This window comes from uncultured Roseibium sp. (assembly GCF_947496995.1).
Lineage (GTDB): Bacteria > Pseudomonadota > Alphaproteobacteria > Rhizobiales > Stappiaceae > Roseibium.
This window is the reverse complement of sequence record NZ_CANMFD010000003.1, coordinates 595,824-609,728: the sequence shown is the minus strand read 5'-3', so window position 1 is coordinate 609,728 and position 13,905 is coordinate 595,824. Positions and strand designations below refer to the sequence as shown.

The window sequence follows — 13,905 nt, the reverse complement described above, 5'->3', positions numbered from 1 at the left end:
CCTAACCCCTCCCCACAAGGGGGAGGGGGACTGGCTCATCATTTTCGGGATATCTCTGCCCTATAAAGACGCTGTGGAACAAGGCCTCGACGACGGCACGGCACAATTCCCCTCCCCCTTGTGGGGAGGGGTTAGGGGTGGGGGTAACGGCCTTGCCGCAAGAACTGGAGACGCTGCGATGTTCAATATCTTTGAACTCACCCGAAAAGACCCGAAAACCCTGCAGGAGCGGGCGCTGAAGCTGGCAGAAGAAGCCGGGGAACTGGCGCAGGCGGTTCTTTCGGCCACCGGCGCGCCAGGCAGCGGATACAAGAACCACTCGCTTGCAGATGTGCGCGAGGAAGCCGTGGATGCGGCAATCGTCGCCCTCAGTGTTCTGGCGCAGGCGTCCTCCAGCCGTGAGGAGTTCGACGCCGAGCTGGAGCGCCTGATGGCGCAAAAATGCGCCAAATGGCAGGAGAAGCTAGCGGAATAGCGGGTCCAGGGCGGGCATGCTGGTGAGTGCCGCCAGCGCGATCAGCACGTAGGCCAGTTTCCGGTAGAGTTTCGGACTTGCCTTGCTGAAGCCTTTTGAACCCGCATAGATCGCCAGCGCATAGACCGGTGTCGCCACGATCAGCAGGTGAAAAACCTGCAGGGTGAAGAACCCGTTCAGGATATAGGCGATAAAGGTGCCGACGCTGGCAAGCGCGAAGAAGACGATCAGGTTGGCCCGAACGATCGCCGGTTCCCGGGCACTGGAGAGCCAGAAGGCGACCACGGGTGGTCCGGACACCTGTGAAATTCCGCCGAGAACCCCGCCGACCGCACCGACACCGAAGGACACCGGCCAGGTTGCCTTGCCGTGATAGCGCCAACCTGAAATCAGCAGCAGCAGCAGGCCGGTGACGATGGCGAAGATTGTCCAGCGCAGCACGAGGACATCTGTGTTGGCAAGGAGCCATGCTCCGGAATGGACAAACACCACCGCGCCGATCACCGCCGGCAGGACGGTCGACCAGTCACACATTCTCAGCGCACGGATGACGAGCGGCAGGGCCACGATCCCGTCTATGAACAGGAACGAGGCCGCCGCAGTGGAGGGCAGCATGACGCTGGTGGCTATCGGCATGAAGATCATCCCGGCGCCGAAACCGGCAAAGCCGCGCACGCAGCCGGCGATGAAAAGAACGGCGGCGAGGAACATCAGCAGGTTCGGCGGAAAAGAACTGAAAATATCAAACATGAAAACTCACGGTGCGCGCATCGGTGGAACGGCAGGCGGCAGAACGCCAGCGGGAAATGAAGAGAACCGATGGAGAAACCGTCGTCTTCCTGGCAAAAGAAGCGGAATCCGGTTCGAACTGGACAGCATTCCGGTCGTAAGCTGCGCTTTGTCTGGCGTCAACGCGGAAGTTTTGTTACCGATTTGTTCCATGACACACACGATTCGTTTGCTGGGCATCGACCCGGGGCTGCGGCGCACCGGCTGGGGCATCATAGAGGCGACCGGGAACCGGCTGTCTTTCATCAGCTCCGGCACAGTCACCTCGGACAACAAGAAGAGCCTGGCCGAGCGCCTCGTGGAACTTCACGAAGGGCTGAGCGACGTTGTGCGGCTGCACGATCCGGCCGAGGCCGCGGTCGAGCTCACCTTCGTCAACAAGGATGCGGGCGCGACGCTGAAACTGGGGCAGGCGCGCGGCATCGCCTTGCTGGTGCCTTCGCTTGCCGGCCTGCCGGTCGCCGAATACGCGCCCAATCTGGTGAAGAAGACCGTGGTTGGGACAGGCCATGCGGAAAAGGGTCAAATCCGGGCGATGGTGAAAGTTCTCATGCCGCGGGCTACATTCAATTCCGACGATGCGGCTGATGCCCTTGCGATTGCGATCTGTCATGCGCAACATCGGGCAAGCACGGCCGCGCGGGTTGCGGCGATGGGGGCGGCATGATCGGGAAACTCAGATGATCGGGAAACTCAAGGGAACGATCGACAGCTACGGCGAAGATCATGTCATTCTGGACGTGCACGGGGTCGGCTATCAGGTTCATTGTCCGTCCCGCATCCTGCAGGGCCTGCCAAGAGCGGGCGAAGCCGCGGTTCTTTTCATCGAGACGATCGTCCGCGAAGACATGATCCGGCTTTACGGGTTCGGTGTGGAAGCGGAGCGGGAATGGTTCCGCATGCTGATGACCGTGCAGGGCGTCGGCGCCAAGGTGGCGCTTGGTGTTCTGGGTATCCTCAAGGCGAACGAGGTGGCAAACGCCATCGCGCTGGGGGACAAGGCAACGATTTCGCGGGCGCCCGGCGTCGGAAAACGGGTGGCCGAACGTATTCTTGCCGAACTGAAGGACAAGGCTCCAGGCCTTGCCAGTGTCGACCAGGGGACGATCTCCGTCTCGCAGTCGGTTGCCGATAATGTCGCCGCGCGGCCTGTTGCCGAAGCCGTTTCCGCGCTGACCAACCTTGGATATGGCCAACCGCAGGCAAGCGCGGCCGTCGCCAAGGCGATGCAGTCGGCCGGAGAAGACGTCACGACGGAGCAGCTGATCCGTCTGGGCCTGAAGGAACTTGCCGGATGATAGTCGCTTTTTATGCCGTTCTTGCCGTGGGGTTCGTCGTTCTGGGCATCGGCGGGATCATGTTTCTCGATCACCGTTTCTCCCAGGCTGTCGGGGACAGATCGTTTGCCATGAAAGGGCGGAGGCTGGAGACGGACGATCCGTTCGTGCGGCGCCAGTTCAGAAGGTATCACGCGATCAGGGTGGCCTATTGCGCGGCTCTCCTGGTGCTGCTGTTTACGGTCGTAAGCAATGTCGGATGACACGCGCATCGTGACACCCGAGATCCGGGGCGACGAGATCGACGGCACAATGCGCCCGCAGGTGCTGGACGATTTTGTCGGCCAGGCGCAGGCGCGTGCGAACCTGAAGGTCTTTATCGGAGCAGCGAAAGCACGCGCCGAAGCGCTCGATCACGTGTTGTTCGTCGGTCCACCCGGACTGGGAAAGACGACGCTGGCGCAGATCATGGCGCGCGAACTTGGGGTGAACTTCCGGGCAACCTCGGGTCCGGTGATCGCCAAGGCCGGGGACCTGGCAGCGCTTCTGACCAACCTCGAAGAGCGCGATGTCCTGTTCATCGACGAGATCCACCGGCTCAGTCCGGCGGTCGAGGAAGTGCTCTATCCGGCGATGGAGGACTATCAGCTCGATTTGATCATTGGGGAAGGGCCCGCGGCCCGGTCCGTGAAGATCGATCTGGCGAAATTCACGCTTGTCGCGGCGACCACCCGGCTCGGACTTCTGACGACACCGCTCAGGGACCGGTTCGGGATACCCGTCCGTCTGCAATTCTATACGGTCCCGGAGCTGGAACATATCGTCAAGCGCGGGGCGTCGATCCTCGGGCTGGGCATTGCCGAAGACGGCGCTCATGAAATCGCGAAGCGTTCGCGCGGGACGCCGCGCATCGCCGGCCGGCTGCTGCGGCGGGTCCGCGATTTCGCGATTGTCGCGGGTATCGAACGGGTGGACAGGGCTCTTGCGGACAAGGCGCTGCTGCAGCTTGAGGTCGACGCGGCGGGACTGGACAGTCTGGACCGGCGCTACCTTACCCAGATCGCCGTCAATTTCGGTGGCGGACCGGTGGGCATCGAAACAATCGCCGCCGCACTCTCCGAACCCAGGGACGCGATCGAGGAAATCGTCGAGCCGTATCTGATCCAGAACGGCTTTTTGCAGAGGACGCCGCGCGGGCGGGTCCTGACACCGGCGTCGTTCTCGCATCTCGGGCTTGCGGTGCCGTCCAGGGCCGACACGCCGCAAATGGGTCTGTTTCTGGATCCGGAGTAAGACGCGAATCCGTTGTTTTTTGAGGTGGCTAAAACGCACCGCCAGCCATTCGGGCGCGCGGCAACCTGAAACCGCGTGCCTTCCATTAAAGATCCAGGCCTCGCAGGCCCGGACTTTTGCCTCGGAACCACAGGCATAGCAGCAGACAGACAGCCGCCCCAAAAAAAGCGAGGCCGCCCGATGGGGCGGCCTCATTCGATTGTGTTGCTTCAGATGGCGGTCAGGCCGCCTCCGCCGAGTTTTCCTTGATGCCCTTCAGGAAGGCCCTGACGCTTGAGCTCAGCTCATGGGCTTCCTTGTCGAGGCTTTGGGCTGCAGAGTAGACCATGTCCGCGGCCTGGTTGGTAACGCCGGCGGCGGAAGAAACGCCTCCGATGTTGTCGGTAACCTCTTGCGTACCGGCTGCAGCCAGCTGGATGTTGGCGGCAATCTCGTTGGTGGCCAGGCCTTGCTGTTCGACGGCGACCGAGATGTTGGTCGTGATCTCGTTGATCTTGCTAATGGTGCTTGTGATGGTGCCGATGGCTTCGACCGCGTGACTGGTTTCACCCTGAATGCTGGAAATCTGCGAGGAAATTTCCTCGGTGGCCTTGGAGGTCTGGGTCGCCAGTTCCTTCACTTCGGCCGCGACCACCGCAAAGCCCTTGCCTGCCTCTCCGGCCCGGGCAGCTTCAATGGTCGCATTCAGCGCCAGCAGATTGGTCTGTTCGGCAATGGCCTGGATCAGCGTGACGACTTCTCCGATCTTCGCGGCTGCTTCGGAAAGCCCCTGGATGCGTTCGTTCGTCGAAGATGCCTGCTGCGACGCCTGCGATGCGATCTCGCTGGAGGAGGACACCTGTCGGCTGATTTCGGCAACCGAGGCGGCAAGTTCTTCCGCTGCGGCAGCAACGGTTTCCGTGTTGGCAGATGCGGTTGCGGCTGCAGATGCAACGGCCTCGCTCTGGTTCGTGGTCTGTTGGGCGCCCGAGTTCAGGTTTGTGGAGGCGTGTTGCAGGCTTTCCACCGAATGCGTGATCGTGTTCAAAAGACCGGTGATCTGGACATCGAACTCCGAGGAAAGTGTCTGGATGTTGCTCGAGCGCTGCAAGTCCAGTTGCTGGCGTTCGTTTTGAGTGAGTTCGAGCTCGCGGCGCGCGTTTTCGTTGGCAACGAAGGTTTCCATGGCTTCCGCCATTTCACCGATCTCGTCCCCGCGGCGCATCCCCGTAATCTCGACATTGGTGTCGCCGTCCGCCAATACCTTCATGCTCAGGGTCAGCTCCTTCAGCGGAACAACGATGTTACGGATCGCGGCGATGGCGATGATGGTGGCGATCAGCCCACCGATGGCCAGCACACCGATCATCGCGCTGACCTTGGACCAGAAGGCGCTAGAGACATCGTCAACATAAACGCCGGTGGCTGTCACCCAACCCCAAGGCTCGAAGGCTTCCGACCAGGTGGACTTGGGGATGAGTGCGTCCTCGCCCTTGCGGTTCCACATGTAGGTCACGACGCCGCCGCCCTTGCGGCCGGCATCGATTATTTCGCGTACATGGTACTTGCCGGTCTTGTCCTGCGAATCCCAGGCGCTTTTTCCTTCGCTGGCCTTGTTGGCGCTGACGATGCGCATTCCTTCATAGTTCTGAATGAAAGCATAGTTGTTGCCGTCGAATTGTATCGCACGCACAACATTGCGCGCCCACTCCTGGGCTTCTTCCCTGCTCAGTTCCCCGGAAGTCTCCAGCGTATGAAAGTACTTCAGTACGGAGTTTGTGATCTCAACGACCGTCTGAGTTTTTGCAGTGCGTTCGCCGTAAAGGATCGTCCGCAACGACCATAGATCGTAAGAAATGATCGCTAGTGTGAATACGGCAAGGCTGATGACCGGAATCCAGATCTTGAAGCCAATACGAAATTTATCGAGGAGCATTTCCAAGGTCCTAATCAAGATGAATTTCCGGTATAATTGATTGATATTGTTAATTTAGTTTGAATACGTGAATTAATGGCTCCGGTTAGAAGTCTACTTGTTTTTTGCCTTGTTTCCCTCAGTCAAAAATAGCTCTCTGATGTAAGTTTCTGCATAATTTTCTTTGAATTCCGGTCAATACGCTCTGCAGGTTTTTGTGGTTCATCTGGTCGATCTGAGCGAAACTCCACTCATTCTTTTCGCACTTGCACAATAGTGTTGGAACTTCCAGATCACCGGCTTCTACTACTTCATGGGCAGAAATCTCTTCTTTGTAGAACTGCCTATCCAGGCAGGGGCCAAGCAGGGGCGATGTCTGCATCTGGAAACGCCGCATATTGACTTCCTGTTGCGATTGACTGGTCGGTATCCTTGAGGGCCAAAGAGTGTTTGGGGGGAAGCTTGTAATTTTTGTCATAGTCGAAGTCATCATTAAGCATTTGTTCGTCAATGTGGCCGTATCTTCCCGCGAACTTTCTGGGGGGATTTAATGCGCAAGCGGCTTTCATCTAAACTGGCTCTCATGTTTCTTGCCGGCGCACTGGTCATGTGCGTGGCAATTGTGGCTGTCACATCCCTGGTTTCGCGCGATGTCGCCAACGGGCAGGCGGATAACGGCCTGACCAGTGCGACAAGGGCGAAGCTGAAGGTGCTGGAACTGGCCCTGGACCAGGTTATCTACAGCGCCCGGTTCTTCGTCTCTCTCGATGAGGCCAAGGACAGTCTGATGAAGTCGATGGTCGGCTGGAAGAACCTCAAGGAGGGGCAGACCGATACCCTTCGGCGGATTTTCGTTACCGACAATCCGCATGCGCCGCACGAGCGTCATTTGCTCAGTGAACCGGCTGAATCGAATTACTACGTGAACAATCACAAGGCCGTTCATCCGGTCTATCAGGATGTGATCGACCAAGGCCTGTTTTCCGATGCCGCCCTGGCGAATCCGGAAGGGTTCATCACCTACACCTACGGCAAGGGTCACGAATTCGCCTATCACGTGGATGCTCCCGAGATCGTGGGCAATCCGGTCCAGACCGCTTTCGGCGCGTTGTTCGCGGCGGCCAAAAACGAGACGCTCGCCGCAGGGCAGATCTTTTCCTCCGGTTTCGTCACCGCGGACGACGGCACTGTTTCGCTGGTTCTTGCAGCTCCCATATTCTACCTCGACCGCTTTTTCGGGGCCCTCGCGTTCTCAGCGGACATGAGCCACCTGGCGAGCCTTCTGAACGAGCCGACTGGGCTCGGCGAGAGCGAACAGGTTTTCCTGGTCGATTCGACAGGCAAACTGGTTCAGCTCGACGCTGCCGGACGCGCAAGCGCAGCCTATTCACTGGCCGATATCAGTGCGGGTGACCGGCTGATCCGGCTGGGCGGCGAGGACTTCCGTTTTGCCGACACGGAAAGCAGGTTCGAAAACAAGACCTATGGCGTGGTCGAAGCTGTGCGGCAGACCGAGCTGTCGGCTGCTGCGAACCGCATCACCTACGGCGCGATTCTTTCCGGCTTCCTGTGTCTCGTTCCGATTGTTGGCCTCATCTGGTGGATCACCAGACGCATGTTCTCGCCGATGGAACGCCTGTCGGTTGCCGCGCGCAGGATTGCCGATGGCGATCTGGAGGTCATGGTGGAAGCGACCGAGCGTCAGGACGAGATTGGCCGCATGGCGCGCTGCATTGAAGTCTTCAAGGAAAACTCCGTCGAGCGGGAACGGCTCGCGGAAGAGCGCAAGGTCGGTCATATCGCCCGCGAGAACCGGGAAAAGAGAATCGATTCACTGATCGCGGCTTTCCGGGCTGAATCCCAAGCGGTGCTTGAACTGGTGGAAAGCAACATCGCCCGCGTGGAAGATGTGTCCGCTGCCCTCAGCCAAAGGTCGGCTTCGGCCACCGATCACGGGCAGACGGCAGTGTCGACATCGCAGAACGCCTCCTCCAATGTTCAGGCGGTAGCCTCGGCGACGGAAGAGCTCAACGCCTCCATTGCGGAAATCTCGCGCCAGGTCGAGACGACCGCGACCATCGTGGCGCAGACGACAACGGCCGCCCAGAGTTCCAACACCAAGATCTCCGGGCTGGCGGAAGCGGCCAAGAAGATCGGCCACGTGGTTTCGCTGATCTCGGAAATCGCCGAGCAGACCAACCTTCTGGCGCTGAACGCGACCATCGAAGCTGCCCGCGCGGGCGAAGCGGGCCGTGGATTTGCCGTCGTTGCCTCGGAAGTGAAATCCCTTGCCGGCCAGACCGCGAAGGCGACGGAAGAGATTTCCGCGCAGGTCTCCGCCATTCAGGCGTCGACAACGGAAGCGGTGGAAGAAATCGGCCGCGTTTCGGGTTCGGTGGAAGAGGTCAACTCCTATACGGTGACGATTTCCGAAGCGGTTCAGCAGCAGGGTGCCGCGACCGGTGAAATCTCCCGTAATGTTGCGGAAGCCGCCGAGGGCACGCGCAGCGTTGCCACAACGGTCGCGTTGCTGAACGAGGGTGTTGCGGAAAATTCCGAGGCGGTCGGCGACGTGCTGACGGCGACCATCGAGATGAAACAGCAGGCGGAACAGCTTCGTGCCTCCGTCGAGACTTTCCTTGCCGAGGTTGCCGCTGCCTGAGGGTGAAGCCTCGACCGGTTGTCCCGGTTGAGGCAACGATTTACGCCCCGGTTTGACGGAGGAACGGCATGGACCGGTTCACAGGTGGCTGCGTGTGCGGCAACGTCCGGCTCGTTGCGTCGGGACGGCCGTACCGGGTCGGTCTGTGTCATTGTCTCGAGTGCCGCAAGCATCATGGGGCTCTTTTTCATGCGTCCGCGATATTCCCTCAGGAAGCGGTGACAATCGAGGGCGAAACCGGCGACTATGCCGGGCGGTTTTTCTGTCCCCGATGCGGCTCTTCCGTCTATGCGCGCACGGCGGATGAAATTGAGGTGAACCTTGGATCCCTGGATGCTCCGGACCAGTTGATGCCGACCTATGAAAGCTGGACCATCCGCCGCGTGGGGTGGTTGCCGCCTTTTCCGCTCATGAGACGATACGAACGCGACCGAGATGCTGCGGGCCGCTTCGAGGAATAGGTCACCCGGTCAGGACAGGCTAGGCGTGGACGGAAGCCCGCGATAAGCTCCGGCCTTGATATTTGCAAAGAAAAGGACACAGCGGTGACGGATTGGCCGGATCTTGCCGGACGCCTGGAAGAGGGCGGTCACGTGCTGCCCGTACGTGTCTATTACGAGGACACGGATTTTACCGGCATTGTCTATCACGGGGCTTATGTGCAGTTTTTCGAACGCGCGCGCACCGATTTTCTTCGTCTGGTCGGGATTCATCATTCGGAACTGGCGGGGGGCACCCATGGCATCCCGCTTGCCTTTGCCGTGCGGTCCATGACGCTGGATTTTCAAAAGCCCGCTCGTATCGACGATGTTCTTCTGGTTCGCACCAATGTTTCCGACCTCAGGGGCGCCCGGGTGAAGCTTGATCAGGTCGTCTACCGGGGCGGGGAATTGCTGGTTTCTGCTGCGGTCACCGTCGCGGTGATCACCGCTCAGGGACGTGCGACCCGAATGCCGCCGATTCTGGCGGAAAAACTTCTTCGTCACGTACCGGGTGAATCGTCTGTGGGATGAACACCTTGGGCTGATTGCCGACCCCAGGACCGCCTGATGCCGCGAAAATGAACCAAATGAGGTTTATGCGTTAATCTTGCAGTAACCTTAATTGATTCCTTTAGAGAAGGACTTGCTTTGATTGGTTAAGTCCCAGTTTTGACAAAATCAAACGTCAGAGAGGCGGCAGATCAACAGGAGCCGGTCCGTTCATCCGGTCCATTTCTGTAGCTGCCGGAGATTTGCATGCACAACGGTATCAGACCGCCAAGAGGTCATTGAGATTATGGAAACACTCGTCCAATCGACATTGACAGCTCCTGACAGCGGTATTTCGTTTTTCTCGCTGTTCTGGCAGGCGCATATCGTCGTCAAGATCGTCATGCTCGGCCTCCTCGGGGCGTCGGTGTGGTGCTGGGCCATCATCGTCGACAAATTCATGCTGATCGGCCGCACCCGGCGGCAGATGAGCCGGTTCGAGACGGTGTTCTGGTCCGGGCAATCGCTCGAGGAGCTGTATGGCACGCTTCACAATCGGGTGAACCATTCCATGGCGGCGCTGTTCGTTGCGGCCATGCGCGAATGGAAGCGAAGCCATGAAGGCGCGCGCCCGGCCATTGCCAGCCTGCAGCAGCGGATCGACAGGGTGATGGATGTCACCATCCAGCGCGAAGCTGAACGGCTCGAAAGCCGGCTGCTCATTCTGGCGACCGTCGGCGCGGCTGCGCCCTTCATCGGTCTGTTCGGCACGGTCTGGGGCATCATGACGGCCTTTCAGGCGATCGCGGCTTCCGAAAGCACCAACCTTGCGGTTGTCGCGCCGGGGATCGCGGAAGCGCTGTTTGCGACCGCGCTCGGCCTGCTTGCGGCGATCCCGGCGGTTATCGCCTACAACAAATATTCCCACGATGTCGGCAAGGCCGTTTCCCGCATGGAAGGGTTCGCCGACGAGTTTTCAGCGATCCTGTCCCGCCAGATCGACGAGAGGGGCTGAACCATGGCCATGCAGGTCAGTTCAGGCCAGTCGGGCGGACGGCGCGGACGGCGCCGGCGTCGGAATGCGCCGATGAGTGAAATCAACGTGACGCCCTTCGTGGACGTCATGCTGGTTCTGCTGATCATTTTCATGGTGGCCGCGCCGTTGCTGACCGTGGGCGTGCCGATCGATCTTCCGGAAACCCGCGCCAAGGCGCTTGAAGGGGATACGGAGCCGATAACGATCTCGGTGAATTCCGCCGGAGAGATCTTCATTCAGGATACGCCGATCGCCCTGGACGAGGTGGTGCCGAAGCTCGAGGCCATCGCGTCCAACGGTTACGAGGAGCGCATCTACGTGCGCGGAGATCAGGATGCCGACTATGGCACGATGATGAAGCTCATGGGACGGATCAACGCAGCCGGGTTCAAACGCCTCGGCCTTGTCACTCTGGAAGAACGGGACTCGTAACGCGTCATGCGCGCAGGTCTCATCGCGTCTTTGGCCGGTCATGCGGCTATCCTGCTCTGGGGCATTGCAGCCTTTCCGGACGCGGAGAGTTATTCTGTGCCCGCAGTGGATTCCCTTCCGGTCGATCTGGTGCCGATCGAGGAATTCACGCGCCTGCGGATCGGTGAGAAAACCGCCGAGATCCGGGAAGTCGCAGCGGTGGCGCCCAGCAAGACACCTTCGGAAAAACCGACCGAACCCGACGAGAAGCCGGGCGAGAGCAACGTCCAGCAGCCGACACCGCCGACCCCGGCACCGACGCCCGCACCCGAGCCGACACCAGCACCCGAGGAGGTCGCGGAACCCGAGCCTGAGCCGGCACCGGCGCCCGCTCCGGAGCCCGAGCCCGCCCAGGCGGCCGAGCCGGTGCCTGCCGCTGAACCCGCTCCGGAACCCGAGCCGCAGCAGGAAGCTGCACCGGCCCCGCAGCCGATCGTCACAAGCGTGGCTCCGCGGTCGAAGCCGGCTGCGCCGAGAAGGACGCCCGAACCACCGGACGAGAATTTCGACAGCACACAGATCGCGGCTCTCTTGAACAAGGTCGAACCGGCGAAACAGTCCGGCGCGTCGTCGCAGCAGCCGGCCTCGCTCGGATCCAACAGGGGGCAGCAGGATGTGCGCATGAGCCAGTCGGAGCTCGACGCGCTCCGGGGCCAGGTGGCGCAATGCTGGAGCCCGCCGGTCGGTGCGGTCGGTGCGGAAGATCTCAAGGTCCGGGTCCGCTTCAACCTTTCGCGCGGCGGAGACGTCTCGGGCGGCCCGGAGGTGCTCAATTCAAGCAGCAATCCGGCCTTCGGGGCCGCCGCAAGCAGTGCCGTGCGCGCTATCATGCGCTGCCAGCCATATTCCCTGCCGGATGCGAAATACGACGCATGGCAGGAAGTCATCATAAACTTTGACCCGAGAGAGATGCTTGGGGGATAGTCCGGCCTGGCCGAACTGATTGTCGATAAGGGAGCTGTTGTGCTCATGCGTGGAATACTGAAAAAACTTTCTGTTCTCGCTGACCGGAAATCCGTCGGGCTTGCCGTCCTGATGGCTTTGGCGACCGTTATCGTGCCGCGACCGGCCTCGGCGCTCGTTGAAATCGATATAACCCAGGGCAACATCGAGCCGTTGCCGATCGCCCTGCCATCGTTTTCCGCCGACGGCGGCGACAGCAAGCTGGCCGCAGACATGACGTCGGTGATCGCAGCCGATCTGAAACGCTCCGGCCTGTTCAATCCGCTGGACCCGGCCAGCTTCATCCAGAAGAACATGAGCGTGAATTCCACGCCGCGCTTTGGCGACTGGCGGCAGATTTCAGCGCAGGCGCTGGTCACGGGGACGGTCATCAAGCAGGCGGACGGGCGGCTGCGTGCCGAATTTCGCCTCTGGGACGTGTTCGCGCAGGAGCAGATGCTTGGTCAGCAGTTCTACACGACGCCGGAAAACTGGCGACGCCTGGCGCATATCATTTCGGACGCGATCTACGAACGGCTGACCGGTGAGAAAGGTTATTTCGACACGCGCATTGTTTTCGTCGATGAAACCGGCCCCAAGGACAAACGCATCAAGCGTCTGGCGATCATGGACCAGGACGGCGCCAACGTGCGGTACCTGACGCGAGGCGATGATCTGGTACTTACACCGCGCTTCTCGCCGACCAGTCAGGAAGTCACCTACATGTCCTATGGCGGTGCGGATCCGAGCGTCTATCTTCTCAACATCGAGACCGGACAGCGCGAAATCGTCGGTAACTTCCCCGGCATGACCTTCGCGCCCCGATTCTCACCGGACGGCCAAAGCGTCGTCATGAGCCTGCAGCAGGGCGGCAATGCGAATATCTTCAAGATGGATCTCAGGTCCCGCCAGACGACGCGGCTGACCAATTCGGCCGCCATCGACACGAGCCCCTCCTTTTCGCCGGACGCACGGCAGATCGTCTTTGAATCCGACCGGGGCGGCTCGCAGCAGCTGTATGTCATGAATGCGGGCGGCGGCGAGGCAACGCGTATCTCGTTCGGACCCGGCCGGTATTCAACGCCTGTCTGGTCGCCGCGCGGCGACCTGATTGCCTTCACCAAACAGCACCAGGGGCGGTTCATGATCGGTGTCATGCGCCCGGACGGCAAGGGCGAGCGCATCCTGACCGAGGGCTATCACAACGAAGGGCCGGCCTGGTCTCCCAATGGTCGGGTGCTGGTGTTCTTCCGCGATACGCCTGGCGCCAACGGCGGGCCGCAGGTGTGGACGGTCGATCTGACCGGTTACAACGAGCAGCGGGTGGAAACCCCGGCCTTCGCGTCGGATCCGTCCTGGTCGCCGTTGATCGACTGAGAATTCGTGCGGCCTCTTTGCCTGATGTCACTGGGCGGCAGGCCGCACGGGAACTTCGATACAGCCTTGACAGACAGGTTGTGTTAGGAGGTTGTTAACCATGTTTGCAAAGACGGTTTTAACCAGGTTTGGCTAGAAAGCGTTTACCAAAGACCAGAAGATCCATGCGGTCAGGTTGGCGGGGCTGGGGATTAGGAGACAGGAATGTTCAAACGAGAAAACGCCGTTCAGGGCGCGCGATGGATTGCCATCTGTTTCGCGGTTCTGTTTGCGGCGGCATGTGCCCAGACAAAACCGGACGGGCTTGCAGGTAATGTGAAGCCCGGCACAGGCCAGGACTTCGTGGTGAATGTCGGCGACCGGGTGTTCTTCGAAGAAGACCAGTCGGTGATAAATGCACAGGCTCAGGCGACACTCGCCAACCAGGCAAAATGGCTGGGCCGCTATTCGCAGTACACGATTACCGTGGAAGGCCATGCCGACGAACGCGGTACGCGCCAGTACAACATTGCTCTGGGCGCGCGGCGTGCACAGGCCGCACGGGACTATCTCGTCTCCCAGGGCGTGAATGCGTCGCGCATCAAGACGATTTCCTACGGCAAGGAACGTCCGGTGGCCGTGTGTAACGACAACAGCTGCTGGTCCCAGAACCGGCGTGCGGTGACGGTTCTCAACAACGCCACCAACTGATCGGATCGAACTGCCGATCTGAATCTGA

Annotated in this window: 16 protein-coding genes; 13 read left to right on the top strand and 3 right to left on the bottom strand. The window is 60.3% G+C overall.

Going from position 1 to position 13,905, the window contains the following annotated elements:
• Window positions 1-178: 178 nt before the first annotated feature.
• Window positions 179-475: a MazG-like family protein gene (locus Q1B40_RS15600; protein ID WP_299816372.1), complete on the top strand. Its 297-nt coding sequence runs from the start codon at window positions 179-181 to the stop codon at window positions 473-475.
• Here Q1B40_RS15600 and Q1B40_RS15595 read toward each other — a convergent pair.
• On the bottom strand, window positions 464-1,186 hold the full coding sequence (locus Q1B40_RS15595; protein ID WP_299816557.1) for a sulfite exporter TauE/SafE family protein: 723 nt from the start codon (window positions 1,184-1,186) through the stop codon (window positions 464-466). The genes Q1B40_RS15600 and Q1B40_RS15595 overlap by 12 nt on opposite strands.
• A gap of 229 nt (window positions 1,187-1,415) precedes the next feature.
• On the opposite strand from Q1B40_RS15595, the gene ruvC reads away from it, so the two are divergent.
• The 4 genes from ruvC to ruvB are packed head-to-tail and all read left to right on the top strand — an operon-like array spanning window position 1,416 to window position 3,834.
• A complete protein-coding gene (gene ruvC, locus Q1B40_RS15590) occupies window positions 1,416-1,931 on the top strand; it encodes a crossover junction endodeoxyribonuclease RuvC (RefSeq protein ID WP_299816370.1) in 516 nt (171 codons plus the stop codon).
• A gap of 13 nt (window positions 1,932-1,944) precedes the next feature.
• On the top strand, window positions 1,945-2,562 hold the full coding sequence (gene ruvA, locus Q1B40_RS15585; protein WP_299816368.1) for a Holliday junction branch migration protein RuvA: 618 nt from the start codon (window positions 1,945-1,947) through the stop codon (window positions 2,560-2,562).
• Complete coding sequence (locus tag Q1B40_RS15580) at window positions 2,559-2,804, top strand: endonuclease (RefSeq protein ID WP_299816366.1); 246 nt, start codon at window positions 2,559-2,561, stop codon at window positions 2,802-2,804. Before ruvA ends, Q1B40_RS15580 begins: the two co-directional genes overlap by 4 nt.
• Window positions 2,794-3,834, top strand: a complete 1,041-nt coding sequence (gene ruvB / locus Q1B40_RS15575) for a Holliday junction branch migration DNA helicase RuvB (protein WP_299816364.1) — start codon at window positions 2,794-2,796, stop codon at window positions 3,832-3,834. The genes Q1B40_RS15580 and ruvB overlap by 11 nt, the downstream gene beginning before the upstream one ends.
• A gap of 220 nt (window positions 3,835-4,054) precedes the next feature.
• On the opposite strand, the gene Q1B40_RS15570 is transcribed toward ruvB, so the two are convergent.
• Both Q1B40_RS15570 and Q1B40_RS15565 read right to left on the bottom strand, forming a co-directional pair.
• Window positions 4,055-5,749, bottom strand: a complete 1,695-nt coding sequence (locus Q1B40_RS15570) for a methyl-accepting chemotaxis protein (RefSeq protein ID WP_299816362.1) — start codon at window positions 5,747-5,749, stop codon at window positions 4,055-4,057.
• A 118-nt stretch (window positions 5,750-5,867) separates the two neighbouring features.
• Entirely contained in the window at window positions 5,868-6,125 is a 258-nt protein-coding gene (locus tag Q1B40_RS15565) for a hypothetical protein (RefSeq protein ID WP_299816360.1), read from the bottom strand.
• Window positions 6,126-6,278: 153 nt separating this feature from the next.
• Here Q1B40_RS15565 and Q1B40_RS15560 point away from each other — a divergent pair, with 153 nt between their 5' ends.
• From Q1B40_RS15560 to pal, 8 genes are all read left to right on the top strand, one after another.
• The gene (locus tag Q1B40_RS15560) at window positions 6,279-8,390 is read left to right on the top strand and encodes a methyl-accepting chemotaxis protein (protein ID WP_299816357.1); all 2,112 of its coding nucleotides are present in this window, start codon (window positions 6,279-6,281) and stop codon (window positions 8,388-8,390) included.
• A gap of 68 nt (window positions 8,391-8,458) precedes the next feature.
• Window positions 8,459-8,851 carry a GFA family protein gene (locus Q1B40_RS15555; protein ID WP_299816354.1) on the top strand — a complete coding sequence of 131 codons (393 nt, stop codon included), beginning with the start codon at window positions 8,459-8,461 and terminating at the stop codon, window positions 8,849-8,851.
• Between the two features lie 84 nt (window positions 8,852-8,935).
• Window positions 8,936-9,403: a tol-pal system-associated acyl-CoA thioesterase gene (ybgC, locus tag Q1B40_RS15550; protein WP_299816352.1), complete on the top strand. Its 468-nt coding sequence runs from the start codon at window positions 8,936-8,938 to the stop codon at window positions 9,401-9,403.
• Between the two features lie 265 nt (window positions 9,404-9,668).
• Complete coding sequence (gene tolQ, locus Q1B40_RS15545; RefSeq protein WP_299816350.1) at window positions 9,669-10,376, top strand: protein TolQ; 708 nt, start codon at window positions 9,669-9,671, stop codon at window positions 10,374-10,376.
• A gap of 3 nt (window positions 10,377-10,379) precedes the next feature.
• Window positions 10,380-10,829 (top strand): protein TolR, encoded by a 450-nt coding sequence (tolR, locus tag Q1B40_RS15540; RefSeq protein ID WP_103223075.1) that lies wholly within the window; start codon window positions 10,380-10,382, stop codon window positions 10,827-10,829.
• A gap of 6 nt (window positions 10,830-10,835) precedes the next feature.
• Entirely contained in the window at window positions 10,836-11,792 is a 957-nt protein-coding gene (locus Q1B40_RS15535) for a TonB C-terminal domain-containing protein (RefSeq protein WP_299816343.1), read from the top strand.
• A gap of 45 nt (window positions 11,793-11,837) precedes the next feature.
• Window positions 11,838-13,187, top strand: a complete 1,350-nt coding sequence (gene tolB, locus Q1B40_RS15530) for a Tol-Pal system beta propeller repeat protein TolB (RefSeq protein WP_299816341.1) — start codon at window positions 11,838-11,840, stop codon at window positions 13,185-13,187.
• A 204-nt stretch (window positions 13,188-13,391) separates the two neighbouring features.
• Window positions 13,392-13,877, top strand: a complete 486-nt coding sequence (gene pal / locus Q1B40_RS15525; RefSeq protein ID WP_299816339.1) for a peptidoglycan-associated lipoprotein Pal — start codon at window positions 13,392-13,394, stop codon at window positions 13,875-13,877.
• Window positions 13,878-13,905 lie beyond the last annotated feature (28 nt).